Source organism: Pseudomonas sp. 8(2025) (assembly GCF_052665325.1).
In genome coordinates, this window is the sequence record NZ_JBQOIE010000003.1 from 228,103 (window position 1) to 253,498 (window position 25,396).

Genomic DNA, 25,396 nt, shown 5'->3' on the forward strand with positions numbered 1-25,396 from the left:
CGAGCGCCAGGCGGGCGACCCATGGGGAGCGGCATTTTACATGAAGCGCGGGCTTTGGCTCAGCCGGCGCACGCCGCTTTGCGCAAACGCCAGGCCATGGCCAGCCAGACCACGGTGACACCGGCGAACTTCGAACCCAGGGCGGTCAGGATCACCCCAGGGGTCAAGGCATCGATCATGCCGAAGAAGATGAAGGTATCCAGGGGAATGCTCAGGGCCGAGCTGATCCATAGACGATCATGCAGGGGCCGCCTGGTGATACTGAACACCAGCCAGTCGATGCATTCCGAGACGGCGAATGCCGTGGCACTGGCCAGGGCGATGGTCGGATCGGAGGTCACATAGGACAGCACCAGGGCCGCCAGCATCGCGACGATGGCGCCGTGGCCGAAACGAGTCTGCACCATGTCCCGCAGGACAAACACCAACCCGCCCCAGGCCGACCAGATGATGTCCAGATGCGGGGCAGACGAAAAGGCGTAGTTGATCAGCACGACACTGCTGATATAGGCGATCAGGAAGAACATGGGGGCGAAGGGTACCTGTCAGGAAGGTGCACAGGTTACTGCAGGCCCGGGGCTGGGCCAAGAAGCCCTTTCGCCAGCACGCTGGCACCTGCACAAGATTGCAGGAGCCGGCTTGCTGGCGAAACGAGCGGATCAACTTGCCGAGCTGGAGCCGATCATCCACAGCAAGCCGCTGGACTTGGCCCGCTCATGGCACAGGGCCAGGACCGCACGCCGCTCGGCGTTGTCCATGCGGCTCCAGCGGGTGATCTCGTCCACCGTGCGCTGGCAACCGGTGCAGATATCCTGCTCGTCCAGGGCACAGATGCTCACGCAGGGCGAAGCGACGGGTCTTTCAGGGGCTGTCATTGTTCTTGCTCAACCAGGTCTCGGGCATAACGCTGGGCATTATGAACGTAGTGCGCGGCGCTGGCTTCGAGCATTTTCTTCTGCGGCTCGGTCAACTCCCGTACCACCTTGCCTGGCGAGCCCATGACCAGCGAACCGTCGGGGATTTCCTTGCCCTCGCCGATCAGCGAGTTGGCGCCGATGATGCAGTTCTTGCCGATCTTCGCGCCATTGAGGATCACCGCGTTGATGCCGATCAGGCTGTAGTCACCCACGGTGCAGCCGTGCAGCATGGCATTGTGGCCGATGGTCACGCCGGTACCGATGGTCAGGGGAAAGCCCATGTCGGTGTGCATCACCGTGCCATCCTGGACGTTGCTGTGCTTGCCGATCAGGATCAGTTCGTTGTCCCCGCGCAGCACGGCGTTGAACCAGACGCTGGCTCCCTCCTCCAATTTGACCTTGCCCACCAGCGTGGCATTCGGGGCAACCCAGCTCTGTGGATGGGTCTCGACTCGGGCATCGCCCAGGCGGTATTTCATCTTATTGTCCTCATGGCTCAGGCAGCCGCGGGTTTATGCCATGCGAAGTGATGGCTTCAGGTATCGATATAGTTTTTCGGCGGGCGATGCAGGCTGATTCCGGCGTCGTACAACAGGTTGACCAGCTCGACGATCATGATCGCGGTCAGGCCCCAGATCTTGTACTCGCCAAAGCGATAGCTGGGGACGTACCAGCTGCGCCCCTGGTAATCGATGCGATGGGTGTGTTCGCGGGGGTCCTGGCGGAAGAACTCCAGGGGCACGCTGAAAACGGCGGCGATCTCGGCGTCATTGGCCTGGTATTCGACATAGTCGGGAATCACCCCGACGTAAGGTGTGACCTTGATTCCGTGCAGGGAAATCAGCGGGCTCAAAGGCCCGATGACCTCCACCAGCCCCGGCGGCAGGCCGATTTCCTCCTTGGCCTCGCGCAGCGCGGTAAAGATCAGGTCCGGATCTTCCGGATCGCGCCGGCCACCAGGGAAAGCCACCTCGCCGCCATGGGTCGACAGCCCGCTGGCACGCAAGGTCAATACCAGTTCCGGTTCTTCGCTGCGGGTGATGGGCACCAGCACCGCAGCCTCGGGAAAACGTCGGTCGGTCTCCAGCGTACGCGGCGTGTAGTGGCTTACCCGATGAAGTAGCTCGTCCAGCATGAGGCATCTCGATCTGTTGGCTACCGTGCATCATGCACCAATCCAATCTTCGGCCCAACCCCCGCCCCCGGGCATGTCGCTTAACGACAACTTGCCGACAACGGGGCTGGCGCGCCAAGATAGCCCCAGCCTTTTCGGATACCCCACATGAAATTTTGCAGCCAGTGCGGCAACCCGGTGACCCAGCGCATTCCCGAAGGCGATTCGCGCCTGCGCTATGTCTGCGACCACTGCCAGACCATCCATTACCAGAACCCCAATATCGTCGCCGGCTGCCTTGCCACCTGGGAGGGCAAGGTGCTGCTGTGCCGTCGCGCCATCGAGCCGCGCCTGGGCTACTGGACCCTGCCCGCAGGCTTCATGGAAAACGGCGAGACCATCGAACAGGCAGCCATTCGCGAAACCTACGAGGAGGCCTGCGCCCGGGTGCGCGGCCTGAGCATCTACACCCTGATCGACGTGCCGCACATCAGCCAGGTGCATGTGTTCTTTCGCGCGGAGCTCGCCGACCTGGACTTTGCCGCCGGCCCCGAGAGCCTGGAAGTGCAGTTGTTCGACGAAGCCGATATCCCTTGGTCCGAGCTGGCTTTCCGCACCGTCGGCCGTACCTTAGAATGCTTCTTCGCTGACCGGCGGGCCGCAGCCTTTGAAGTGCGCTCCGAATCCATTCCGCCGCTCTCTCAGCCTGCCATCAGTTAAACAATAAAACGTGCACGGGATCTGTGTGCGCCTGGGGATATCGTGTCAATGCGCTGGTTGCTTGCCCTGCTGTGCTGTTCCGTCGTTGCTGTGTGCCAGGCCTCCACCGTGGAAACCCTGGACGGCAAGGTCATCGAAAAGGTCCTGGTGCTCAAGTCCGCCCATCAACTGCAACTGATCAACGGTGGCAAGCCACTGAAGACCTACCGCATATCCCTGGGCAAGAAACCCAAGGGTCCCAAGCTCATGGAGGGCGACAAGCGCACCCCTGAAGGCCTCTACTGGCTCGACTGGCGCAAGACCAGCGACCGCTACAACCTGGCCATGCACATCTCCTATCCGAACATCACCGATGCCGCCCGCTCGCGGCGCGAAGGGGTGGATCCGGGCGGCATGATCATGATCCACGGCACCCCGGACACCGAAGAATTCCCGGAGCAGTATTTCCATACCCTGGACTGGACAGACGGGTGCATCGCCATGCGCAACGTCGACATGCGCGAGGTCTGGGGCCTGGTCAAGGACGGCACCATGATCGAGATCCGCCCTTAATTTCCCTTCCGCAAAAAATATTTTTACCCCCGCCAGCTCTTCCACTGCGCCCATACCACTTGGCGACCCGCAAGGGGTCGCCACTCGACGCCATGGCGATGGCAGCCAGACCTGCCTAATACCACTTTAATCATTTACCCTTCAAATCACCCCGCAAACGCTGGATTTACGCCACCTCCAGCAGACCAGTGGCGTTGACATGGTATCTAAGTGGTATTAGTTTTTCGGCACTACCGGGCGACAACAACCTAATAACCGCATCGGAAAACCTACAGATGAATCACCTCCTGGCCCTGCGCCCCGACGACTCCCAACCCACTCCGCTGTACCTGCAACTGGCTCGCAACCTGGAAGCGGCAATCCATGCCGGCCAGTGGAAAGCCGAGCAGGCACTGCCGTCGGAACGCAACCTCAGCGAATTGCTGGGGATCTCCCGGGTCACCGCGCGCAAGGCCCTGGAAGTGCTCTTCGAACAGGGCTTGATCCGCCGCAGCCAGGGCTCGGGGACCTTCATCACCCCGCGCCTGGAGCAACCGCTGTCGCGGCTCTCCGGCTTCAGCGAAATGCTCCGCCTGAAGGGTTTCGTGCCCGGCTCCCAATGGCTGGAACGCACCCTCACCCCGCCCACCCATGAAGAACTGATCCGCCTCGGCCTGTCGCCCAACGACAAGGTGGCGCGGCTCAAGCGCCTGCGCAAAGCCGATGACACAGTGATGGCCATCGAGATGAGCACCCTGCCGGCCAGCATCATCGCCCAGCCGGAAGCGGTCGGGGATTCGCTCTATGAATACCTCGATGGCATCGGCAAGCCCGTGGTGCGGGCGCTGCAGCACATCCAGGCGATCAATGCCTCGGACGAATTCGCCGCCCTGGTGGGCATCGCCCCCGGCACCGCCATGTTGCTGATGACCCGGGTCGGCTACCTGGAAGACAACACGCCGATCGAGGTCACCGACACCTACTGCCGCAACGACTACTACGACTTCGTCGCTGAACTGCGACGCTGAACCCGCTTCCGGAGCCAGAGAAACGCCATGTCCGAAGACAATATCCTCACGCCCCAAGGCTGGGTCCGCGGCCGTCTGCTGCATCAGGACGGCAAGGTGATCGCCATCGAAGGCAGCCCCTGCAATCCGGCGGACAACGACCTGCCCTACCTGCTGCCCGGCTTTATCGACCTGCATGTGCACGGCGGCGGCGGCAAGGACATCATGCAAGGCCGCGATGCCTTCCAGACCATCACCCGCACCCATGTGCGCTTCGGCACCACCTCGTTGCTGGCCACCACCATGACGGCCCCCAGCGAGGAAATCCGCCAGGTCCTGGAGCAACTGGGCAGCTATGCCGAACAGCGCCCCAAAGGCTGCGCCCGAGTGCTCGGCGTGCACCTGGAAGGCCCCTACATCAACCCCGGCAAACTTGGCGCCCAGCCCAACTTCGCCCACACCGCACTGCTGGCGGAGGTGGAACAGTACCTGGCGCTGGCGCCGATCCGCGTGATCACCATCGCCCCGGAAGTCGCCGGCCACGACGGCCTGATCCGCGAACTCAGCGCCCGCGGCGTGCGCATGCAGATCGGCCACACCCTGGGCAGCTACGAGGAAGGCGTGGCGGCCCTCGCCGCTGGCGCCACCAGTTTCACCCACCTGTACAACGCCATGAGCCCGCTGCATCACCGTGAGCCGGGGATCGTCGGCGCGGCCCTGGCCCACGCCCAGTACGCCGAGCTGATCCCGGACCTGCTGCACGTGCACCCCGGTGCCATGCGCGTGGCCCTGCGCTCGATCCCCTGCCTGTACTGCGTTACCGACTCCACCGCAGCTGCCGGCATGCCCGACGGTGAATACAAGCTGGGCAGCCACACCGTGACCAAGTGCCTGGGTGGTGTGCGCCTGGCCGACGGCACGCTGGCCGGCAGCACCCTGACCATGGACCAGGCCCTGCGCAATCTGGTGAAGATCGGCCTGCCCCTGGCCGAAGCCTCGCAGCGCCTGTCGCAATTTCCCGCCGACTACCTCGGCATCCCTGAACGCGGCCGCCTGCAACCTGGCAGCTGGGCCGACAGCGTGCGCCTGGACCGGGCACTCACACTGACCGCCGTCATGGTCGAAGGAGAAGACATTGACTTCAAAAATGCTTGAAGAGGCGCTGTCCTCGCACCTGGCCGCGAGCAACCAGTTGCAGCACCTTGACCCGGCGCTGCTCGAGGTCGCCGGCCGCCTGCGCCGCCAGCCGCCGCAAGTGGCGATGACCGTGGCCCGGGGCAGCTCCGACCACGCCGCCAGCTACTTCGCCTACCTGACCATGCAGCAAGTGGGTATTCCCGTGGCCTCGCTGCCGATGTCGGTGGTCACCATGCAGCAGGCGCCCCTGCGGGTCAGCGGCCAGGCGGTGTTCGCCTTTTCGCAATCGGGGCAAAGCCCGGACCTGGTAAACAGCGTGCGCCTGCTGCGCAAGCGCGGGGCCCTCAGCGTGGCCATGGTCAACGCGGAAAACAGCCCGCTGGAAGCGGCCAGCGAATTCTTCCTGCCGTTGCACGCCGGCGCCGAGCAGAGCGTGGCCGCCACCAAGAGCTTTATTGCCACCCTCAGTGCCAGCGCGCGACTGATCGGCCACTGGAATGATGACGGACGCTTGCTCGAAGCCGGCCTGGCCCTGCCCGAAGGCCTGCGCCAGGCCGCGACCCAGGATTGGAGCCTGGCCGTCAATGCGCTGCGCGATTGCCAGCGCCTGATGGTGATCGGCCGTGGGGCGGGATTCGCCATTGCCCAGGAAGCCGCGCTCAAGCTCAAGGAAACCTCGGCCATCCAGGCCGAAGCCTTCAGCAGTGCCGAAGTCCGCCACGGCCCCATGGCGCTGATCGACCACGACTATCCGCTGCTGGTGTTCGCCCCCCGCGGCGCCGAGCAGGGCGGCCTGCTGAGCCTGGCCGCCGACATGCGCCAGCGCGGCGCCAAGGTGCTGCTGGCCGCTCCGGACGACATCGGTGAACGGGACCTGACCCTGAGTCGTGCCGAACACCCGGCACTCGACCCGATCCTGGCAATCCAGAGTTTCTACGTCATGGCCGCCGGCCTCGCCCAAGCCCGCAGCATGGACCCCGACCAACCGCGCCACCTGAGCAAAGTGACCCGCACTCACTAAGCCCCATCGCCAACGAGTACTGCGCCATGCACAACAACAATAACGAACTGACGCTCGGTGCCCCGTTAAGCGGGCCAGTGCTAGCACTACGCAGCGTGCCCGACCCGGTGTTCGCCAGCGGTGCCATGGGCGACGGCATCGCCATCGATCCCCTCAACGACACCCTGCATGCGCCCTGCGCCGGCCAGGTGATCCAGGTCGCACGTACCGGGCACGCAATCACCCTGCGCGCCGCCAATGGGGCCGAACTGCTGCTGCACCTGGGCCTGGACACTGTCGAACTGCAGGGCGAGGGGTTTGCCCTGCTGGTGAAGGAAGGCCAGCAGGTGCGTGCCGGCCAGCCCTTGCTGCGGGTTGATCTGGACCACGTGGCACAGCATTGCCGAAGCCTGATCAGCCTGCTGATCCTGACCAATGGCGAGGGTTTCGACCTGCGCCCGCTGACCCTGTCGACGGTCCAGGTGGGCGAGCCATTGCTGCACATCAGCCGGCGCGCCAACGCTGGCCCACAGCCGCTTACGCAAGAGCAATCCGGGCAGCAGGCCAGCGCCCGGATCAAGGTCGCCCATCGCGGCGGCCTGCATGCCCGCCCCGCCGCCCTGGTGCGCCAGACCGCCCTGAGCTTCAACAGCCATTCGCAGTTGACCTTCAAGGACAGGAGCGCCCCCTGCACCAGCCTGATTGCCCTGATGAGCCTGGGCATCGGTGAACAGGAAGAAGTGCTGGTCAGTTGCCAGGGCGACGATTGCCAGGATGCCCTGCAGGCGATGCTGCAGACCCTCGGCACCGCGATGGCCGCAGATGCCCATGGCGAAACCCCGGTACCGGCCCCGGCCGCCCAAGGCCCCGTGGAAGACGGCGTGCTGCCGGGCGTCTGCGCCGCGCCGGGCCTGGTATGCGGCCCCCTGGTGCGGCTCAACGCCATGGTCCTGGCGGAGGATCATGGCCAGCATGCACCCGAGCCTCAACGGCAAGCATTGAGCACCGCGCTGGACCAGGTGCGCGGGGAAATCCGCCACACCCTGGAGCAGGCCCGGCAACGCCGCGACCAGCAGGAACAGGACATCTTCAGCGCCCACCTGGCGCTGCTCGAAGACCCGACTCTGCTGGACGCCGCCGAAGCCTCCATTGCCCAGGGCCGCGCCGCCACCCATGCCTGGAGCGCGGCGATTACCGAGCAATGCCAGATCCTGCAGCAACTGGGCAGTACGCTGCTGGCCGAACGCGCCAACGACCTGCGGGACCTGCTGCAGCGCGTTCTGCGCGCCCTGCTGGGGGAGGCCTGGCACTACGACCTGCCAGCCGGGGCGATCGTTGCCGCCGAGGAGTTGACCCCTTCCGACCTTCTGCAACTCAGCGCCCAGGGCGTGGCCGGGCTGTGCATGGCCGCCGGCGGTGCCACTTCCCACGTGGCGATCCTTGCCCGGGGCAAGGGCCTGCCTTGCCTGGTGGCCCTGGGCCCGCAAGTGCTGCGCATCGACAGTGGCCGCCAGGTGGTGCTGGATGCCAACGGCGGGCGCCTGGAACTGGAGCCCGACCCGCAGCGCATCGCACAGGTGCAACAGGCCGGTGAAACCCAGCGCCAGCGCCATGCGCTGCAACAGCAAAAAGCCCATGAGCCCGCCCTGACCCAGGACGGCCAGCAGATCGAGGTGGCGGCCAATGTGGCGTCCAGCGATGAAGCCCGGGACGCCCACCAGGGTGGCGCCGACGGCGTCGGCCTGCTGCGCACCGAGTTTCTCTTCGTTGACCGCCAGACCGCCCCGGATCAAGAAGAACAGCGCCAGGCCTATCAGGCAGTGCTCAACGCCATGGGCGACAAGCCGGTGATCATTCGCACCATCGACGTCGGCGGCGACAAACAGCTGGATTACCTGCCCCTGCCGGTGGAAGCCAACCCGGTACTTGGGCTGCGCGGCATCCGCCTGGCCCAGGCGCGCCCTGAGCTGCTGGACCAACAACTGCGGGCGCTGCTCCAGGTCAGCCCCGTGCAACGCTGCCGGGTGATGCTGCCGATGGTCACCGAAGTCGCCGAGCTGCTGCACATTCGCCAGCGCCTGGACCTGTTCGCTGCCGAACTGGGCCTGAGCCAGCGCCCGGAACTGGGGGTCATGATCGAAGTCCCCGCCGCCGCCCTGATGGCCGAGCAACTGGCCGAACACGCCGACTTCCTGTCCATCGGCACCAACGACCTGTCCCAGTACACCCTGGCCATGGACCGTGATCACGCCGGGCTGGCGGCACGGGTCGACGCCCTGCACCCCGCCCTGCTGCGGCTGATCGCCCAGACCTGCGCCGGCGCCCAGCGCCATGGTCGCTGGGTCGGGGTCTGTGGCGCCCTGGCCTCCGATCCCCTGGCCACACCAGTACTCATTGGCCTGGGCGTCAGCGAGCTGTCGGTCAGCCCCCCCCAGGTGGGCGAGATCAAGGACCGGGTGCGCCAGCTGGACGCCAGCCAGTGCCGCCAGCTCAGCCAGCCGCTGCTCAACCTGCCCGGTGCCGCCGCAGTCCGTCAGGCCTGCGAACGGCTTTGGCCTCTGCACTCATAACAAGAATTCCAGGAGAGACGCCATGTACCAGTATTTCATCGAGGGCCTGCAACGCCTCGGCCGGGCGCTGATGCTGCCCATCGCCATCTTGCCCATCGCCGGTCTGCTGCTGCGCCTGGGCGACACCGACCTGCTGAACATCGCGATCATCCACGATGCCGGGCAGTCGATCTTCGGCAACCTGGCGCTGATCTTCGCCATCGGTATCGCCGTCGGCTTTGCCAAGGACAACAATGGCACCGCCGGGCTGGCCGGGGCCATTGGCTACCTGGTAATGATCTCGACCCTCAAGGTGCTGGACGCCAGCATCAACATGGGCATGCTCGCCGGGATCATCAGCGGGCTGATGGCCGGCGCGCTGTACAACCGCTTCAAGGACATCAAGCTGCCGGAGTACCTGGCGTTCTTCGGCGGCCGGCGCTTCGTGCCCATCGCCACCGGTTTCACCGCCGTGGGCCTGGGGGTGGTGTTCGGCCTGATCTGGCCGCCGATCCAGCACGGCATCAACAGCTTCGGCCAGTTGCTGCTGGAGAGCGGCAGCTTCGGCGCCTTTGTCTTCGGCGTGTTCAACCGGCTGCTGATCGTCACCGGCCTGCACCACATCCTCAACAACATGGCCTGGTTCATCTTCGGCAGCTTCACCGACCCGAGCACCGGCGCCGTGGTCACCGGCGACCTGACCCGCTACTTTGCCGGCGACCCCAAGGGCGGCCAGTTCATGACCGGGATGTTCCCGATGATGCTGTTCGGCCTGCCCGCCGCCTGCCTGGCGATGTACCGCAACACACCGCCGGAACGGCGCAAGGTAATGGGCGGGATCTTCCTGTCCATGGCCCTGACATCCTTCCTCACCGGGGTCACCGAGCCGATCGAATTCGCCTTCATGTTCCTTGCCCCCCTGCTGTACCTGGTGCATGCCCTGCTCACCGGGCTGGCCATGGCCCTGACCAACCTGCTGAACATCCACCTGGGCTTTACCTTTTCCGGCGGCGCCATCGACATGGCCCTGGGCTGGGGCCGCTCCACCAACGGCTGGAAGGTGTTTCCGGTGGGCCTGCTGTACGCGGTGGTGTACTACCTGGTGTTCGATTTCTGCATCCGCCGCTTCAACCTCAAGACCCCGGGCCGTGAAGACAGCCCCTCCAGCGAAAAGACTGAACTGAGCGTCGACCAGCGCGCCGCGGCCTACATCAAGGCCCTGGGTGGCGCCGGCAACCTGCTTACCGTCGGTGCCTGCACCACGCGCCTGCGCCTGGAGCTGGCAGACCGCAACCTGGCTTCGGACAGCGAGCTCAAGGCCCTGGGCGCCATGGCCGTGGTGCGCCCCGGCAAGGGCGGCAGCTTGCAGGTGGTGGTGGGGCCGCTGGCAGACAGCATCGCCGACGAGATCCGCCTGGCGTCACCCGTTTCAGCCAGGGCTGCGGTGGCACAGGCGCCTGTTGAAGAACCCCCGCAGGTCGACATTTCCATCCACGAAGCCCAGCAGTGGCTCAACGCCCTGGGCGGTCGGGACAACCTGCTGCAGATGGACTGTGTGGCGCTGACCCGGTTGCGAGTGCGAGTGAACAATAGCCGCAGCCTGTCGGAGCCGGCGCTCAAGGGGCTGGGCTGCCAGGGCATGCGGCGCATGGAGGGGGACGTCTGGCACGTGCTGATTGGCGAAAAGGCCGGGGGCTTGCAGGTGGCGCTGACGGGCTTGCTGCACCGAGAGGTCGGCGCAGGAGCTTGAAGGCACTTTCGCCGGCCAGCCGGCTCCTGCAAGGCTCCTGTAGGAGCCGGCTGGCTGGCGAAGGCCCACAAAAAAGCCCGCTGACCGTTGCCGGTTCAGCGGGCTTTGTGTCTGTGGATAACCTCAGAACGCTTCGAGGCGCCAGACTTCATAAGCCGGCGTTTCGTAGGGATGGCTCTGCTTGAGGGCCAGTACCACGTCGCGAATCAGTTCGTCGGCCACCACCAGCTCGACCTTCCACTCCTCCACCCGCTCCACCTGGCCGGTCTGCCCGAGAAACGGCTGGCTGCCGTCCAACGGGCGAAACTGGCCCTGGCCGAGCACCTGCCAGGCGCACTGGTCATAGGCGCCGATGCGTCCGCCGCCCGCGGCGAACACAGCGCTCTTGACCGACTCCACATGGCTGGGAGGCACGAAGAAGCTGAGCTTGTACATCAGCCTCAGTTCACCCAGACCCGAGCGTTACGGAACATGCGCATCCACGCCCCATCTTCGTTCCACTCATCCGGGCGCCAGGAGTTCTGCACGGCACGGAACACCCGCTCAGGGTGCGGCATCATGATGGTGACGCGACCGTCGCGGCTGGTGAGGCCGGTGATCCCGCGCGGCGAACCGTTGGGGTTGGCCGGGTAACGCTCGGTGACCTTGCCGTGGTTGTCGACGAAACGCAGGGCCACGCAACCGGACAGGTCGGCTTCCAGCAATGCCTCTTCGCTTTCGAACTCCGCATGGCCTTCACCGTGGGCGATGGCGATCGGCATCCGCGAACCGGCCATGCCCTGCAGGAAGATCGAGTTCGACTCCTGCACCTGGACCATGGCCACTCGGGCTTCGAACTGCTCGGAGCGGTTGCGCACGAAGTGCGGCCAGAACTCGCTGCCCGGGATCAGCTCGTGCAGGTTGGACATCATCTGGCAACCGTTGCACACACCCAGGGTGAAGCTGTCGGTACGTTCGAAGAAGCCCTGGAAGGCATCCCGCGCACGGCTGTTGAACAGCGCCGACTTGGCCCAGCCTTCACCGGCGCCCAGTACGTCGCCGTAGGAGAAGCCGCCGCAGGCAACCATGCCCTTGAAGTCGTTGAGGTCGACGCGACCGGCGAGGATATCGCTCATGTGCACGTCGATGGCGTTGAAGCCGGCGCGGTCAAAGGCCGCTGCCATTTCCACCTGGCCGTTGACGCCCTGCTCACGCAGTACCGCCACCTGTGGACGCACGCCTTTCTTGATGTAAGGCGCGGCGATGTCCTGGTTGACGTCGAAGCCCAGCTTGACGCTCAGGCCCGGGTTGTCTTCTTCCAGTACCACGTCGAATTCCTGCTCGGCGCAGTCGGCGTTGTCCCGCAGGCGCTGGATCTGGTAGCTGGTTTCTGCCCACTGACGCTGCAGCAGGCGGCGCTGGCCGGTGAACACGCTTTCGCCGTTGTAGGAGATGCTCACTTCACCGTTGTTGATCGGCTGGCCGATCACGGCCACGCAATCGCCCAGGCCGGCGGCGCTGAACTGGGCCAGCACGTCCGGAGTAGCGTCCTGGCGCACCTGGATCACCGCACCCAGCTCTTCGTTGAACAGGATGGCGGCGATTTCGGCGGTGTTTTCCGCCACGGCGTCGAGGCTCAGGTTCAGGCCGCAATGGCCGGCGAAGGCCATTTCCACGGCGCTGACCAGCAGGCCGCCATCGGAACGGTCGTGGTAGGCCAGCAGGTGACCGTCGGCGTTGAGGCCCTGGATCACCGCGAAGAAGGCCTTGAGGTCTTCCGCATCATCCACGTCCGGTGCCTGGCTGCCGAGCTTGCCGTGGGTCTGGGCGAGGATCGAGGCGCCCATGCGGTTCTGCCCGCGACCGAGGTCGATCAGGATCAGGTCGGTGGTGCCCTTGTCCATGCGCAGTTGCGGGGTCAGGGTCTGGCGAATGTCCGCTACGGGTGCGAAGCCAGTGACGATCAGCGACAGCGGCGAGGTGACGCTCTTGTCCACGCCCTCTTCGTTCCAGCGGGTGGCCATGGACATGGAGTCCTTGCCCACCGGGATGGTGATGCCCAGCTCTGGGCACAGCTCCATGCCCACTGCCTTGACGGTGTCGTACAGACGCGCGTCTTCGCCCGGGTGGCCGGCAGCGGACATCCAGTTGGCGGAGAGCTTGATGTCGCTGATCTTGTTGATGCGCGAGGCCGCGATGTTGGTCAGGGTCTCGCCGATCGCCATGCGGCCGGACGCCGGGGCGTCCAGCAGGGCCAGCGGCGTGCGCTCGCCCATGGCCATGGCCTCACCGGTGTAGACGTCGAAGCTGGTGGCGGTCACGGCCACGTCGGCCACCGGCACCTGCCATGGGCCGACCATCTGGTCGCGGGCCACGAGGCCGGTGATGGTGCGGTCGCCGATGGTGATCAGGAAGCTCTTGCTGGCCACGGCCGGGTGGTGCAGGACGCGCTCGATGCTCTCGGCGATGTCCAGGGTGCTTGGATCGAAATCGTCACCCAACTCGTTTTCCCGCACGGCCGAACGGTGCATGCGCGGGGCCTTGCCCAGCAGCACTTCCAGCGGCATGTCCACCGGGCTGTTGCCGAAGTGGCTGTCGGTCACGGTCAACTGTGGTTCGGCAGTGGCTTCGCCGACCACCGCGAACGGGCAGCGCTCACGCTCGCAGATGGCCTTGAAACGTTCGAAATCCGCAGCGCCCACCGCCAGGACATAACGCTCCTGGGATTCGTTGGACCAGATTTCGTGCGGGGCCATGCCCGGCTCGTCGTTGGGGATGTTGCGCAGTTCGAAGCGACCGCCACGGCCGCCATCGTTGACCAGTTCCGGGAAGGCGTTGGACAGGCCACCGGCGCCGACGTCGTGGATGAAGCTGATGGGGTTGTTATCCCCCAGTTGCCAGCAACGGTCGATGACTTCCTGGCAACGGCGTTCCATCTCAGGGTTTTCACGCTGTACCGAAGCGAAATCCAGGTCCGCCGAGCTGGTGCCGGTGGCCATGGAGGAAGCGGCGCCGCCGCCCAGGCCGATGAGCATGGCCGGGCCGCCGAGGACGATCAGCTTGGAGCCGACGGTGATCTCGCCTTTCTGCACGTGCTCGTCACGGATGTTGCCCATGCCGCCGGCCAGCATGATCGGCTTGTGGTAACCGCGAACTTCATCGCCACGAGGCGTGGTAATGGATTGCTCGAAGGTGCGGAAATAACCGGTCAGGGCCGGACGGCCGAATTCGTTGTTGAACGCCGCGCCACCCAGTGGGCCTTCGATCATGATGTCGAGGGCGGTGACGATGCGCTCAGGCTTGCCGTACGGCACTTCCCACGGCTGTTCGAAGCCCGGGATCTGCAGGTTGGACACGGTGAAACCGGTGAGGCCGGCCTTGGGCTTGGCGCCGCGCCCGGTGGCGCCTTCGTCGCGGATTTCACCGCCGGAACCGGTGGAGGCCCCCGGGAACGGCGCGATGGCGGTCGGGTGGTTGTGGGTCTCGACCTTCATCAGGATGTGCACCGGCTCCTGCACCGCACCGTACTGGCGGGTCTCAGGGTTCGGATAGAAACGCCCGGCAACCGAACCGACGATGACCGCGGCGTTGTCCTTATAGGCGGAGAGCACACCTTCGTTGTGCATCTGATAGGTGTTCTTGATCATGCCGAACAGGCTTTTTTCCTGGCTCTGGCCGTCGATATCCCAACTGGCGTTGAAGATCTTGTGGCGGCAGTGCTCGGAGTTGGCCTGGGCGAACATCATCAGTTCGATGTCGTGGGGATTCCGCTTGAGGCCCTGGAAGGCGTTCATCAGGTAATCGATTTCGTCTTCGGCCAGGGCCAGGCCCAGCTCGCTGTTGGCCTGCTCCAGCGCAGCCCGGCCACCGCCGAGGATGTCGATGGCGGTCAGCGGCTTGGGTTCGGCGTGGCTGAACAGGCCGGCGGCCTGTTCCAGGTTGGCCACCACGATCTGGGTCATGCGGTCGTGCAGGGCGTCGGCAATCAGTTGGGCCTCGGCCTCGCTGAACTCACCGGCCACATAGAAGGCGATGCCGCGCTCCAGGCGCTGGATCTTCGCCAGGCCACAGTTGCGGGCGATGTCGCTGGCCTTGCTCGACCACGGCGAAATGGTGCCGAAACGTGGCAGGACCAGGAACAGACGGCCGGTCGGCTCTTGTACCGGAACGCTGGGGCCGTACTTCAGAAGGCGCGCAAGCACCTGCTGTTCGTCGCCGGTCAGGACGCCGGTGACTTCGGCGAAGTGAGCGAATTCAGCATACAAGCCACTGACAGCCGGTACTTTCTGGCTCAGTTGCTCAAGGAGTTTGCTGTGGCGAAAGGCAGAAAGGGCAGGAGCGCCGCGCAGGATCAACATCTTCGGGACAGCCTCGGGAAGGGGGTGTGCTTTGAGGCCGTGCATTCTAACGTAAACCGCTGGCATCGGCACTCGAAACGCAACCCCCGGGCGCCTCCGGACGTCGGCCCGGGGCCAGCCCCCTATAACAAAGCCTCATCAGGGTCATTGCCGGTGGTTATTTTAAACGTCACATTCAGCGCCCAGGCCCCATTCCTGAGGCCTTCAGCCCGGCTCGACCATCGCTAGCAGACAAGCCCTTCGCTGTCGAGATATGGCGGCCGTTATCCTTTGCGTATACTGCGCCAATGTTTTCCCCTATGGCTTTACGTCCGCGCTGCGCCAAGTGGCTCATCGTTACCGGACTCTTCCTGATGCTCGGCGCCTGTGTTGAGAAACCCAGCACGCTCGAGCGCGTAAAGGAGGATGGTGTGCTGCGGGTGGTCACCCGTAACAGCCCTGCCACCTACTTTCAGGATCGCAACGGTGAAACCGGCTTCGAATACGAGCTGGTGAAACGCTTTGCCGACGATCTGGGGGTGGAGCTCAAGATCGAGACCGCCGACAACCTCGACGACCTATTCGACCAGCTGGGCCAGCCCAAGGGCCCGGTACTGGCCGCCGCCGGCCTGGTGAGCAGCGAGCAGCGCAAGCAGCAGGTGCGGTTCTCCCACCCCTATCTGGAAGTCACGCCCCAGGTCATCTATCGCAATGGCCGTTCCCGCCCCACCACCGCGCAAGACCTGGTGGGCAAGCACATCATGGTGCTCAAGGGCAGCACCCACGCCGAACAACTGGCGGAACTCAAGCTCAAGTACCCCGGCATCGAATACGAAGAGTCGGACGCCGTGGAAGTGGTGGACCTGCTGCGCATGGTGGACGAAGGGCAGATCGACCTGACCCTGGTGGACTCCAACGAACTGGCGATGAACCAGGTCTACTTCCCCAATGTGCGAGTGGCCTTTGACCTGGGCGACGCCCGCAGCCAGAGCTGGGCCGTGGCCGCAGGCGACGACAACAGCCTGCTCAACGAGATCAACAGTTTCCTCGACAAGGTCGAGAAGAACGGCACCCTGCAACGCCTGAAGGACCGCTACTACGGCCATGTGGACGTGCTCGGCTATGTCGGCGCCTACACCTTTGCCCAGCACCTGCAGCAACGCCTGCCCAAGTACGAGAAGCACTTCAAGGCGTCGGCCAAGCAGGAAAAGCTCGACTGGCGCCTGCTGGCGGCGGTGGGCTATCAGGAATCGATGTGGCAGGCCGAGGTCACCTCCAAGACCGGGGTGCGCGGGCTGATGATGCTGACCCAGAACACGGCCCAGGCCATGGGCGTTTCCAACCGCCTGGACCCCAAGCAGAGCATCAGCGGCGGGGCCAAGTACCTGGCCTATATCAAGGAACAGCTGGACGACAAGATCGAGGAACCGGACCGCACCTGGTTCGCCCTCGCCGCCTATAACGTCGGCACCGGCCACCTGGACGATGCGCGCAAGCTGGCCGAGAAAGAAGGCCTGAACCCGAACAAGTGGCTAGATGTGAAGAAGATGCTGCCGCGCCTGTCGCAGAAGCAGTGGTACAGCAAGACCCGCTACGGCTATGCCCGGGGCGGCGAGCCCGTGCATTTCGTCGCCAACATCCGTCGCTACTACGACATTCTCACCTGGGTGACCCAGCCGCAGCTGGAAGGCGACCAGGTCGCCGAAGGCAACCTGCACGTACCCGGGGTCAACAAGACCAAGCCGCCGGAAGAGAATCCGCCGCTTTAAAAGCATTCGCCGGCCAGCCGGCTCCTACGCAGGTTGTGCAGGAGCCGGCTGGCCGGCGAAGGCGATTCAGGCCTTGGCCGCAGCCGCCAGGATCAAGGCCTTCATCTCAGCCACCGCCCCCTTGAAACCGACAAACAGAGCGTGTGCCACCAGGGCATGGCCGATGTTCAGCTCGTTGATGCCCTTGATCGCCGCCACCGCCTCGACGTTGTGGTAATGCAGGCCATGGCCGGCGTTGACGATCAGGCCCTGGGCCAGGCCAACAGCAACGCCGTCGACGACACGCTGCAGCTCCTCGGCCACTTCACTGGGCGTCTGGGCATCGGCATAACGCCCGGTGTGCAGTTCAATGGCCGGCGCGCCGACCCGCTTGGAGGCCTCGATCTGGCGCTCGTCGGCGTCGATGAAAAGGGACACTTCGGAACCGATTTTCGACAGCCGCTCTACCGCCGCCTTGATCCGCGCCTCCTGCCCCGCCACATCCAGGCCGCCTTCGGTGGTGAGCTCCTGGCGGGTTTCCGGCACCAGGCAGATATGTGCCGGACGGATACGCTCGGCAAAAGCCATCATCTCTTCGGTGACGCCCATTTCGAAGTTCATGCGGGTCTGCAGCACATCCTTGAGCAGCAGCACGTCGCGCTCCTGGATATGCCGGCGATCTTCGCGCAGGTGCACGGTGATGCCGTCGGCGCCCGCCTCTTCCGCGTCCAGCGCTGCCTTGACCGGGTCCGGGTAACGGGTGCCCCGTGCCTGGCGCAGGGTGGCAACGTGGTCGATGTTCACGCCAAGAAGAATGCGATTGCTGGTGGTCACGGAAGCGCTCCTGAATAAATGAAGATTCGGCGCACAGCATACGGGGAGACTAAGGCTTGCGAAACAACTCGCGACTGACCAGGGGCCGGCCGCCCAGGTGCACCGCCAGGGCCTGGCGCATCAGGCGCTTGGCCGCCGACAGCGCGCCGGGAGCGCTCCAGTCGGCATCGGCCATGGCCAGCAACTCGGTGCCGTTGAACAGCCCCGGCTGCAGCAGGAACACCTGCTCCAGCCCGGCATCCACCTGTAAGCGGTACAGACCGTCGGCAGCAATGGGCGCGCCATGGATGTCGCTGTCCAGGGCAAAGCCGTAGCCCAGGTCATCCAGCAGGCGCCACTCAAAGGCCCGCAGCAGAGGCTCCAGGGGACGGCCTTCGGCCAGGGCCAGCAGCGTGGCAGCGTAGTGGTCGAATACCGCGGGATGGGGATCTTCCGCCGGCAGCAGGCGAATCAACAGCTCGTTCAGATAGAGGCCGCTGAACAACGCCTCGCCATTGAGCCAGGCGGCAATGCCGGCACTTTCCATGCGCCCGACGTTCTTCAGTTCGCCACGGCCGCGAAACTCGACCTCCAGGGGCACGAAGGGCCGCGCCAGGGTCCCGGCCTTGCCCCGGGCATTGCGCAGCACCGCTCGCAGGCGACCTTGGGGGGTAAGAAAATCCACCAGGGCACTGCTTTCGCGGTAGGCGCGGCTGTGCAGGACGTAGGCGAGTTGGCCGACTGGGGCGTTGCTGGACATGGTTGCGGGGGATCTCAGGGGAAGAGAGGGAACCGGGTCCGGAGAAGGGGTTGCAGCTGTACGCCGGCAAGCCGGCTCCTACAGGAAGGTGCAGGAGCCGGCTTGCCGGCGAAGTGCATCAGAGGTCGCCGTAGCCCAGCGAGCGCAGGGCGCGTTCGTCGTCGGACCAGCCGCCCTTGACCTTGACCCAGAGGTTGAGCATGACCTTGGAATCGAACAGCAGCTCCATGTCCTTGCGCGCCTCCATGCCGATGCGCTTGATCCGCTCACCCTTGTCGCCAATGATGATTTTCTTCTGGCCGTCGCGCTCGACGAGGATCAAGGCATGGATATGCAGGGTCTTGCCCTGCTGCTTGAACTCTTCGATTTCCACGGTGATCTGGTAGGGCAGCTCGGCACCGAGCTGGCGCATGATCTTTTCCCGCACCAGTTCGGCGGCGAGGAAGCGGCTGCTGCGGTCGGTGATCTGGTCTTCCGGGAAGAAGTGGTCGTTCTCCGGCAGGTGCTTGGCGATCAGGCCTTCCAGGGCTTCGAGGTTGTGCCCCTGCTGGGCGGAGACCGGCACGATCTCGGCGTTCGGCAGTTGCTCCTGCAGCCAGGTCAGGTGCGGCATCAGCTCGGCCTTGTCCTCGATGCGATCGGTCTTGTTGATCGCCAGGATTACCGGGCCCTGCACGTACTGCACACGCTCCAGCACCAGTTGGTCTTCGTCGGTCCACTTGGTGCGATCGACCACGAAGATCACCACGTCGACGTCTTTCAACGCCGCCGAAGCGGTCTTGTTCATGTAGCGGTTCAGCGCCTTCTCGTTGCTCTTGTGCATACCGGGGGTATCGACGTAGATCGCCTGGATGGCGCCTTCGGTCTTGATCCCGAGCATGTTGTGACGAGTGGTCTGGGGCTTGCGCGAGGTGATCGCCAGCTTCTGGCCGAGGATGTGGTTGAGCAGCGTCGACTTGCCCACGTTGGGGCGGCCGACGATGGCGACATAGCCACAGCGTGTTGCAGTTGAATCAGTCATGGCCATTCTCCACGCCCAGGGCAATCAGTGCTGCGGCGGCCGCTACCTGTTCGGCAATACGGCGGCTCACACCCTGACCTCGGCTTTTTTCATTCAATAAGGTGACTTCACATTCAACGAAGAATGTCCGGCAATGCGGTTCGCCCTGGATATCCACCACTTCGTAGCGTGGCAATTCGCAGGCGCGGGACTGGAGGAATTCCTGCAGCCGGGTCTTGGGGTCCTTGTTGGTGTCCACCAGGGTCAGGCTCTCGAACTCCGAGGCCAGCCAGGACAGCACGCGGTCACGGGCAGTCTCCATGCCGGCGTCCAGGTAGATCGCACCAATCAGGGCCTCCAGGGCATCGGCAAGGATCGACTCACGACGGAAACCGCCGCTCTTCAATTCGCCGGAGCCCAGGCGCAGGTACTCGCCCAGGTCGAAACCACGGGCCAGCACCGCCAGTGTTTCACCTTTCACCAGACGCGCGCGCAAACGCGACAGCTGGCCTTCGCGGGCCTGGGGAAAGCGCTCGAACAGCGCCTCGCCGGCAACGAAGTTGAGAATGGCGTCACCGAGAAACTCCAGGCGTTCGTTGTTGCGCCCGGCAAAGCTGCGGTGAGTGAGGGCCAGCAGCATCAGCTCCTGGTCCTTGAAGGAATAACCGAGCTGACGCTCGAGACGGCTCAAAGAAACGCTCACGGTTTACCCACGCTGGTTTCGTTGCCGAAACTCGCCATCCCAGGGGCCGCGCACGAGGTGCGGGTGGCAATTAACGCTGTGTTCAAATTTACATCCTGAATATCGTTGACTGCATGCTTCTGGCGATAAGGCTGTTACGGGTCGCCCAAGGGCAAGGCCGTTTTATACAAGAGCCAGAAAAGCATTCGGCGCTGTGTTCAACAGCGCCGCGTGTGATTACTTGATCAGGCCAACCCGCGAGAAATTCGGCAGGTGGCTGAGTTTCGGTTCGGGCCAGCTCATCCAGACTGCGAAGGCCTTGCCGACGATATTCTTGTCGGGAACCATGCCCAGCAGGTCCTTGGGAATACTTGGATCGTCCCAGTAGCGACTGTCGTTAGAGTTGTCGCGGTTGTCGCCCATCATGAAGTAGTGCCCGGCCGGCACCACCCAGCGACCGTCCGGGGTTGCCCGGTAACGGCTCATTTCCTTGCGGATCAAGTGCTCGGCGGCGCCCAGTTTTTCCTTGTACAGCTCGGCGCTGCCCAAGGTGCCGGGTTCAGCCCCCACCAGTTGCTCCGCCACCGGCTGACCGTTGACGAACAGGTGCTTGTCGCTGGTGTAGCGCACTTCATCACCCGGCAGGCCGACCACACGCTTGATGTAGTTGACGTTCGGATCGCTTGGGTAGCGGAACACCATCACATCGCCGCGCTGCGGATCACCGACTTCGATGACCTTCTTGTCGATCACCGGCAAGCGGATCCCGTAGGAAAACTTGTTCACCAGGATGAAGTCGCCCACATCCAGGGTCGGCTTCATCGAGCCCGATGGAATCTGGAACGGCTCCACCAGGAACGAACGCAGCACCAGGACGATGAACAGCACCGGAAAGAACGACTTGCCGTATTCAACCAGCAGCGGCTCTTTGCTCAGCTTCTCGACCACTACCCCGTCCGGCTGGCTGACGCTGCCCTGATAGTTGGCAATGGCGGCACGCCGGCGCGGTGCCAGGAACACCAGGTCGAGCAACGCCAAGAGACCGCAAACGAAGACAGCGATGACCAGCAACAGCGGGAAATTTAGTGACATAGGACCTAACTATCCAACCTGAGCACGGCAAGGAAGGCTTCTTGTGGAATTTCCACGTTGCCCACTTGCTTCATGCGTTTCTTACCGGCCTTCTGCTTTTCCAACAGCTTGCGCTTACGGCTAACGTCGCCGCCGTAGCATTTGGCCAGTACGTTCTTTCTGAGCGCCTTGACGGTTGTCCGCGCCACAATCTGCCCGCCAATGGCGGCCTGGATTGCCACGTCAAACATCTGCCGAGGAATCAGTTCTTTCATCTTTTCGGTCAGCGCACGCCCTTTGTAGTGGGCGTTGTCACGGTGCACGATCAACGCCAGGGCGTCGACCTTCTCACCGTTGATCAGCACATCCAGTTTCACCAGATTAGCCGACTGGTAACGATCGAAATGGTAATCCAGCGAAGCATAGCCGCGGCTGGTGGATTTCAGGCGGTCGAAGAAGTCCAGGACCACTTCGTTCATCGGCAGGTCGTAGGTCACCTGGACCTGGCTGCCGAGGAACAGCATGTCGTGCTGTACGCCGCGCTTCTCGATGCACAGGGTTATGACGTTGCCCAGGTGCTCTTGCGGCACAAGAATATTGGCCCGCACGATCGGCTCGCGCATGTCTTCGATCGCCGACAGATCCGGAAGCTTGGACGGGTTGTCGACGTAGATCGTTTCACCGTTCTTCAGTTGCAGCTCGAAGATTACCGTCGGTGCGGTGGTGATCAGGTCCAGGTCGTACTCGCGCTCCAGGCGCTCCTGGATGATCTCCATGTGCAGCATGCCGAGGAACCCGCAGCGGAAGCCGAAGCCCAGGGCGTCGGAGCTTTCCGGGGTGTACTGCAGCGACGAGTCGTTGAGGGTGAGCTTCTGCAACGCTTCGCGGAAATCCTCGAAGTCGTCGGAGCTGACCGGGAACAGGCCGGCGTAGACCTGGGGCTGGATGCGCTTGAAACCCGGCAGCACTTCAACGTCCGGGGTCGAGCTCAGGGTCAGGGTGTCACCCACGGGCGCGCCGTGAATGTCCTTGATGCCCGCGATGATGAAGCCCACTTCACCGGCCTTGAGGTCGGTGGTGGCGGTGTGTTTCGGGTTGAATACACCAACGCTGTCCACCAGGTGGATCTTGCCGGTGGATTTCACCAGGATCTTGTCGCCCTTCTTCACCCGGCCATGACGTACACGTACCAGGGACACGACGCCCAGGTAGTTGTCGAACCAGGAGTCGATGATCAGGGCTTGCAGCGGGTCTTCGATGTTGCCGGTCGGTGCCGGAATGGTGGTCACCAGGCGCTCGAGCACCTCGTCCACGCCCAGGCCGGTCTTGGCGCTGCAGGTCACGGCGTCGGTGGCATCGATACCGATGATCTTCTCGATCTCTTCCTTGACCCGCTCCGGATCGGCCTGTGGCAGGTCGATCTTGTTCAGCACCGGCATCACTTCCAGGCCTTGCTCGATGGCGGTGTAGCAGTTGGCAACCGACTGGGCTTCGACGCCCTGGCCGGCGTCCACCACCAGCAATGCACCTTCACAGGCCGCCAGGGAACGGCTGACTTCGTAGGTGAAGTCCACGTGGCCCGGGGTGTCAATGAAGTTCAGCTGGTAGGTAATGCCGTCGCGGGCCTTGTAATAGAGGGTGACGCTGTGGGCCTTGATGGTGATCCCGCGCTCACGCTCAAGGTCCATGGAGTCCAGAACCTGGGCTTCCATTTCGCGCTCGGCCAGGCCGCCGCACATCTGGATGAAGCGATCGGCCAGAGTCGACTTGCCATGGTCAATGTGGGCGATGATGGAGAAATTGCGGATATGACTCAAATCACTCACGGATGAACACTCAAAAAGGCTGCAGGCATGGCCCGCCGAAAAATAGCCGGGAATTGTACCTGATACTCGGCACAAGCGTCACGCTCGCCTGTCAGCGTTTGTCAAATGCAAAAACGCCCCGATCCAAGGACCGGGGCGTTACGTCAAGACCCTGGCAAAGCCGCGGAATCAGCCGGCCCGGCGCAACAGCCAGACGCCCGCCACCGCGCAGATACCCGCAGGCACCAGCACCGCGAACAGCGGCGAAAAGCCAAATACCAGGCTCGAAGGGCCCAGCAGATCCTGGGCGATGCGGAAGGTGAAACCCACCAGTACGCCGGTGAATACCCGCTGACCCAGGGTCACCGAACGCAGCGGACCGAAAATGAAGGAAATGGCCATCAATACCAGCGCCGCCGTCACCAGCGGCTGCAGGACCTTGACCCAGAACGCCAGCCAGTAGCGACCGTTGTTCAGGCCCTGGTCGGCCAGGTAGTGGATGTAGCCCCACAGGCCGCTGATGGACAGGGATTCCGGCGCCATCACCACAGTGCTCAGCAGTTGCGGGCTCAAGGCCACATCCCAACGTTCGCCGGGCACGCTGATGACTTCGGTATGACCGTCGCGGAAGTAGGTGGTGGTGACATCCGTCAGCTGCCAGTAGTCCTCGTGGAAACGGGCCTGGCGGGCAAAACTCGACGACAGCATGTGGCGCTGGTCATCGAAGTGGTAGCGGGTCACGCCATAAAGCAGGCCATTGGGCTGCACTGCGTTGATATGGATGAATTCATCGCCCTGGCGGTGCCACAGGCCGTGCTTGGAACTCTGGGCATCGCCGGAACCCTGGGCCAGGGCCCGACTGGCCTGGGCCTGGGTCTCGGTGGCCGGCGCTACGTATTCGCCCACCAGCACGCCCACCAGCATCAGCACCAGCATGGGTTTCATGACCGCCCAGACAATACGGCCCACCGATACACCGGCCGCGCGCATGATGGTCAACTCGCTGTTACTGGCCAGGCTGCCAAGGCCGATCAGGCAGCCGATCAGGGCTGCCATGGGCAGCATTTCATAGACCCGACGCGGCGCAGTGAGGGCCACGTAGCTCATTACATCCACCACGGTATACGTTTCGTTGACAGCCCCCATCTCATCGATGAAGGCAAACAGCGAGGCCAGCCCGAGGATGATCCCCAGGACCGCCAGGATAGCCATGAACACACTGCTACCGATGTAGCGATCGAGCTTAACCACGAGCCATCTCCTTCACACTGCGACGACTCGCCATTTTCAAGCGCATCGGCTCCCAATACATGAGGCCGAGGCCGATCAACAGAAACAGTAGGTGCACCCACCACAGCCCCAGGGCCGGGGAAATCTTGCCCTTCTCCAGTGCACCGCGCACGGCGATCAGGATGGTCAGGTAGGCCATGTACAGCAGGATCGCCGGGATCAGCTTGAGGAAGCGGCCCTGGCGCGGGTTGACCCGGGACAACGGCACCGCCATCAAGGTCACGATAAACACCAGCAATGGCAGGGACAGGCGCCATTGCAGCTCGGCACGTGCCCGCAGGTCATCCTTGCCGATCAGTTGGGAGGTCGGCATGGCGTCGCGATCGGTGACTTCGTCGCTGACGTCCGGACGTTCCAGCAAAACACCGTAGGTGTCGTACTTGATCACCCGGTAGTTGGCCTCGCCCGGGTTGCCGTCATAGCGATAGCCGTTTTCCAGGATCAGGTAGCGATTGCCGTCGGGGCGAATGTCCTGATGGCCCTTCTCGGCCACCAGCACCGAAATGCCCTCGTCCTTTTTCTGCTGGCCCAGGCGTTTCTCGGAAATGAACACGCCGCCCAGGTTGGCCCGGTCTTCGGACAACTGCTCGGTGTAGGTGACCCGGGTACCGTCGTTGAGCGCCTGGAAGCGCCCGGCCACCAGCGTGTCGAACTCGGTCAGGGCATCCTGCTTGTTCAGCAGCAGCTGGAACTGGTTGGCACCCTGGGGCGCCAGGCTCAGGCTCAGCCAGGCCACCAGCAGGGCCACCAAAGCCGCCGGGATCATGGTCATGCCCAGCAGGCGTTGCTGGCTCATGCCGGTGGCCGACAGCACGGTCATCTCGCTTTCGAGATAGAGCCGGCCGTAAGCCAGGAGAATGCCGAGGAACAGCCCCAGGGGCAGGATCAGTTGCAAGAAGCCCGGCAGGCGAAAACCCATGATCAGGAACAGCGAGCCCGGATCCAGGGCCCCCGAGGCGGCTTGCGCGAGGAACTTGACGAAGCGCCCGCTCATGATGATGACCAGCAATACCGCGCTCACGGCACTCAGGGTCAGCAGGATTTCGCGGGACAGATAACGAAAGACGATCAAACCAGACACTCCAGGGTTGTCAGGCTAAGGCGGCCGAACAAGCAAACGTATCGAGCCGGCCCCAGACGCAGGGCCGCCGAAAAAAGATGGCGCATTATCCTGTGATTGCGCGCG

At 63.8% G+C, this 25,396-nt stretch carries 22 protein-coding genes; 8 read left to right on the top strand and 14 right to left on the bottom strand.

The features are described from left to right. Positions 1 to 59: 59 nt before the first annotated feature. From ACUXVH_RS07880 to ACUXVH_RS07895, 4 genes are all read right to left on the bottom strand, one after another. On the bottom strand, positions 60 to 527 hold the full coding sequence (locus ACUXVH_RS07880; protein ID WP_011059438.1) for a preQ0 transporter: 468 nt from the start codon (positions 525 to 527) through the stop codon (positions 60 to 62). A 132-nt stretch (positions 528 to 659) separates the two neighbouring features. Continuing rightward, positions 660 to 875: a DUF1289 domain-containing protein gene (locus ACUXVH_RS07885; RefSeq protein ID WP_011059437.1), complete on the bottom strand. Its 216-nt coding sequence runs from the start codon at positions 873 to 875 to the stop codon at positions 660 to 662. Further along, the gene (locus ACUXVH_RS07890; RefSeq protein ID WP_011059436.1) at positions 872 to 1,396 is read right to left on the bottom strand and encodes a gamma carbonic anhydrase family protein; all 525 of its coding nucleotides are present in this window, start codon (positions 1,394 to 1,396) and stop codon (positions 872 to 874) included. The genes ACUXVH_RS07885 and ACUXVH_RS07890 overlap by 4 nt, the downstream gene beginning before the upstream one ends. 56 nt (positions 1,397 to 1,452) lie before the next feature. Further along, on the bottom strand, positions 1,453 to 2,052 hold the full coding sequence (locus ACUXVH_RS07895) for a CoA pyrophosphatase (RefSeq protein ID WP_011059435.1): 600 nt from the start codon (positions 2,050 to 2,052) through the stop codon (positions 1,453 to 1,455). Between the two features lie 147 nt (positions 2,053 to 2,199). Here ACUXVH_RS07895 and ACUXVH_RS07900 point away from each other — a divergent pair, with 147 nt between their 5' ends. The 7 genes from ACUXVH_RS07900 to nagE all read left to right on the top strand — a co-directional run bounded on the left by ACUXVH_RS07900 (position 2,200) and on the right by nagE (position 10,725). Continuing rightward, a complete protein-coding gene (locus tag ACUXVH_RS07900) occupies positions 2,200 to 2,751 on the top strand; it encodes an NUDIX hydrolase (protein WP_011059434.1) in 552 nt (183 codons plus the stop codon). A gap of 48 nt (positions 2,752 to 2,799) precedes the next feature. Then, the gene (locus tag ACUXVH_RS07905; RefSeq protein WP_011059433.1) at positions 2,800 to 3,303 is read left to right on the top strand and encodes a L,D-transpeptidase family protein; all 504 of its coding nucleotides are present in this window, start codon (positions 2,800 to 2,802) and stop codon (positions 3,301 to 3,303) included. Positions 3,304 to 3,578: 275 nt separating this feature from the next. Then, a complete protein-coding gene (locus ACUXVH_RS07910) occupies positions 3,579 to 4,310 on the top strand; it encodes a GntR family transcriptional regulator (protein ID WP_011059432.1) in 732 nt (243 codons plus the stop codon). Positions 4,311 to 4,337: 27 nt separating this feature from the next. Next, positions 4,338 to 5,444, top strand: a complete 1,107-nt coding sequence (gene nagA, locus ACUXVH_RS07915) for an N-acetylglucosamine-6-phosphate deacetylase (RefSeq protein WP_015634273.1) — start codon at positions 4,338 to 4,340, stop codon at positions 5,442 to 5,444. Next, positions 5,425 to 6,447, top strand: a complete 1,023-nt coding sequence (locus ACUXVH_RS07920; RefSeq protein ID WP_011059430.1) for an SIS domain-containing protein — start codon at positions 5,425 to 5,427, stop codon at positions 6,445 to 6,447. Before nagA ends, ACUXVH_RS07920 begins: the two co-directional genes overlap by 20 nt. Positions 6,448 to 6,473: 26 nt before the next feature. Next, positions 6,474 to 8,996, top strand: a complete 2,523-nt coding sequence (gene ptsP / locus ACUXVH_RS07925) for a phosphoenolpyruvate--protein phosphotransferase (protein ID WP_065364575.1) — start codon at positions 6,474 to 6,476, stop codon at positions 8,994 to 8,996. Between the two features lie 22 nt (positions 8,997 to 9,018). Continuing rightward, positions 9,019 to 10,725 carry an N-acetylglucosamine-specific PTS transporter subunit IIBC gene (nagE, locus tag ACUXVH_RS07930; protein ID WP_065364576.1) on the top strand — a complete coding sequence of 569 codons (1,707 nt, stop codon included), beginning with the start codon at positions 9,019 to 9,021 and terminating at the stop codon, positions 10,723 to 10,725. A gap of 123 nt (positions 10,726 to 10,848) precedes the next feature. Here nagE and ACUXVH_RS07935 read toward each other — a convergent pair whose 3' ends face one another. Next, entirely contained in the window at positions 10,849 to 11,160 is a 312-nt protein-coding gene (locus ACUXVH_RS07935; RefSeq protein WP_015634269.1) for a Nif3-like dinuclear metal center hexameric protein, read from the bottom strand. Positions 11,161 to 11,165: 5 nt separating this feature from the next. Then, complete coding sequence (gene purL / locus ACUXVH_RS07940; protein WP_011059426.1) at positions 11,166 to 15,062, bottom strand: phosphoribosylformylglycinamidine synthase; 3,897 nt, start codon at positions 15,060 to 15,062, stop codon at positions 11,166 to 11,168. A 287-nt stretch (positions 15,063 to 15,349) separates the two neighbouring features. Between purL and mltF the strand changes: the two genes are divergently transcribed. Then, positions 15,350 to 16,810, top strand: coding sequence for a membrane-bound lytic murein transglycosylase MltF (gene mltF / locus ACUXVH_RS07945; RefSeq protein ID WP_011059425.1), 1,461 nt, complete (start codon positions 15,350 to 15,352; stop codon positions 16,808 to 16,810). Between the two features lie 66 nt (positions 16,811 to 16,876). On the opposite strand, the gene pdxJ is transcribed toward mltF, so the two are convergent. The 8 genes from pdxJ to lptF form a co-directional block, all read right to left on the bottom strand. Next, positions 16,877 to 17,623 (bottom strand): pyridoxine 5'-phosphate synthase, encoded by a 747-nt coding sequence (gene pdxJ / locus ACUXVH_RS07950; RefSeq protein WP_065364577.1) that lies wholly within the window; start codon positions 17,621 to 17,623, stop codon positions 16,877 to 16,879. A 49-nt stretch (positions 17,624 to 17,672) separates the two neighbouring features. After that, positions 17,673 to 18,362 (bottom strand): DNA repair protein RecO, encoded by a 690-nt coding sequence (gene recO / locus ACUXVH_RS07955; RefSeq protein WP_011059423.1) that lies wholly within the window; start codon positions 18,360 to 18,362, stop codon positions 17,673 to 17,675. A gap of 118 nt (positions 18,363 to 18,480) precedes the next feature. Continuing rightward, positions 18,481 to 19,383 (bottom strand): GTPase Era, encoded by a 903-nt coding sequence (gene era / locus ACUXVH_RS07960; RefSeq protein WP_019094760.1) that lies wholly within the window; start codon positions 19,381 to 19,383, stop codon positions 18,481 to 18,483. Beyond that, complete coding sequence (rnc, locus tag ACUXVH_RS07965; protein WP_011059421.1) at positions 19,376 to 20,065, bottom strand: ribonuclease III; 690 nt, start codon at positions 20,063 to 20,065, stop codon at positions 19,376 to 19,378. The genes era and rnc overlap by 8 nt, the downstream gene beginning before the upstream one ends. 216 nt (positions 20,066 to 20,281) lie before the next feature. Further along, complete coding sequence (gene lepB / locus ACUXVH_RS07970) at positions 20,282 to 21,136, bottom strand: signal peptidase I (protein WP_011059420.1); 855 nt, start codon at positions 21,134 to 21,136, stop codon at positions 20,282 to 20,284. Positions 21,137 to 21,141: 5 nt separating this feature from the next. Continuing rightward, a complete protein-coding gene (gene lepA, locus ACUXVH_RS07975; RefSeq protein ID WP_011059419.1) occupies positions 21,142 to 22,941 on the bottom strand; it encodes a translation elongation factor 4 in 1,800 nt (599 codons plus the stop codon). 168 nt (positions 22,942 to 23,109) lie between these two features. Continuing rightward, positions 23,110 to 24,171, bottom strand: a complete 1,062-nt coding sequence (gene lptG / locus ACUXVH_RS07980; RefSeq protein WP_065364578.1) for an LPS export ABC transporter permease LptG — start codon at positions 24,169 to 24,171, stop codon at positions 23,110 to 23,112. After that, positions 24,164 to 25,282 carry an LPS export ABC transporter permease LptF gene (lptF, locus tag ACUXVH_RS07985; protein WP_065364579.1) on the bottom strand — a complete coding sequence of 373 codons (1,119 nt, stop codon included), beginning with the start codon at positions 25,280 to 25,282 and terminating at the stop codon, positions 24,164 to 24,166. Before lptF ends, lptG begins: the two co-directional genes overlap by 8 nt. Positions 25,283 to 25,396: the final 114 nt, after the last annotated feature.

Bases quoted from the DNA above. Each gene is read 5' to 3' on its own strand.
- ACUXVH_RS07880 (WP_011059438.1), bottom strand. From the start codon at position 527: ATGTTCTTCCTGATCGCCTATATCAGCAGTGTCGTGCTGATCAACTAC.
- ACUXVH_RS07885 (WP_011059437.1), bottom strand. From the start codon at position 875: ATGACAGCCCCTGAAAGACCCGTCGCTTCGCCCTGCGTGAGCATCTGT.
- ACUXVH_RS07890 (WP_011059436.1), bottom strand. From the start codon at position 1,396: ATGAAATACCGCCTGGGCGATGCCCGAGTCGAGACCCATCCACAGAGC.
- ACUXVH_RS07895 (WP_011059435.1), bottom strand. From the start codon at position 2,052: ATGCTGGACGAGCTACTTCATCGGGTAAGCCACTACACGCCGCGTACG.
- ACUXVH_RS07900 (WP_011059434.1), top strand. From the start codon at position 2,200: ATGAAATTTTGCAGCCAGTGCGGCAACCCGGTGACCCAGCGCATTCCC.
- ACUXVH_RS07905 (WP_011059433.1), top strand. From the start codon at position 2,800: ATGCGCTGGTTGCTTGCCCTGCTGTGCTGTTCCGTCGTTGCTGTGTGC.
- ACUXVH_RS07910 (WP_011059432.1), top strand. From the start codon at position 3,579: ATGAATCACCTCCTGGCCCTGCGCCCCGACGACTCCCAACCCACTCCG.
- nagA (WP_015634273.1), top strand. From the start codon at position 4,338: ATGTCCGAAGACAATATCCTCACGCCCCAAGGCTGGGTCCGCGGCCGT.
- ptsP (WP_065364575.1), top strand. From the start codon at position 6,474: ATGCACAACAACAATAACGAACTGACGCTCGGTGCCCCGTTAAGCGGG.
- nagE (WP_065364576.1), top strand. From the start codon at position 9,019: ATGTACCAGTATTTCATCGAGGGCCTGCAACGCCTCGGCCGGGCGCTG.
- ACUXVH_RS07935 (WP_015634269.1), bottom strand. From the start codon at position 11,160: ATGTACAAGCTCAGCTTCTTCGTGCCTCCCAGCCATGTGGAGTCGGTC.
- purL (WP_011059426.1), bottom strand. From the start codon at position 15,062: ATGTTGATCCTGCGCGGCGCTCCTGCCCTTTCTGCCTTTCGCCACAGC.
- mltF (WP_011059425.1), top strand. From the start codon at position 15,350: ATGTTTTCCCCTATGGCTTTACGTCCGCGCTGCGCCAAGTGGCTCATC.
- recO (WP_011059423.1), bottom strand. From the start codon at position 18,362: ATGTCCAGCAACGCCCCAGTCGGCCAACTCGCCTACGTCCTGCACAGC.
- era (WP_019094760.1), bottom strand. From the start codon at position 19,383: ATGACTGATTCAACTGCAACACGCTGTGGCTATGTCGCCATCGTCGGC.
- lepB (WP_011059420.1), bottom strand. From the start codon at position 21,136: ATGTCACTAAATTTCCCGCTGTTGCTGGTCATCGCTGTCTTCGTTTGC.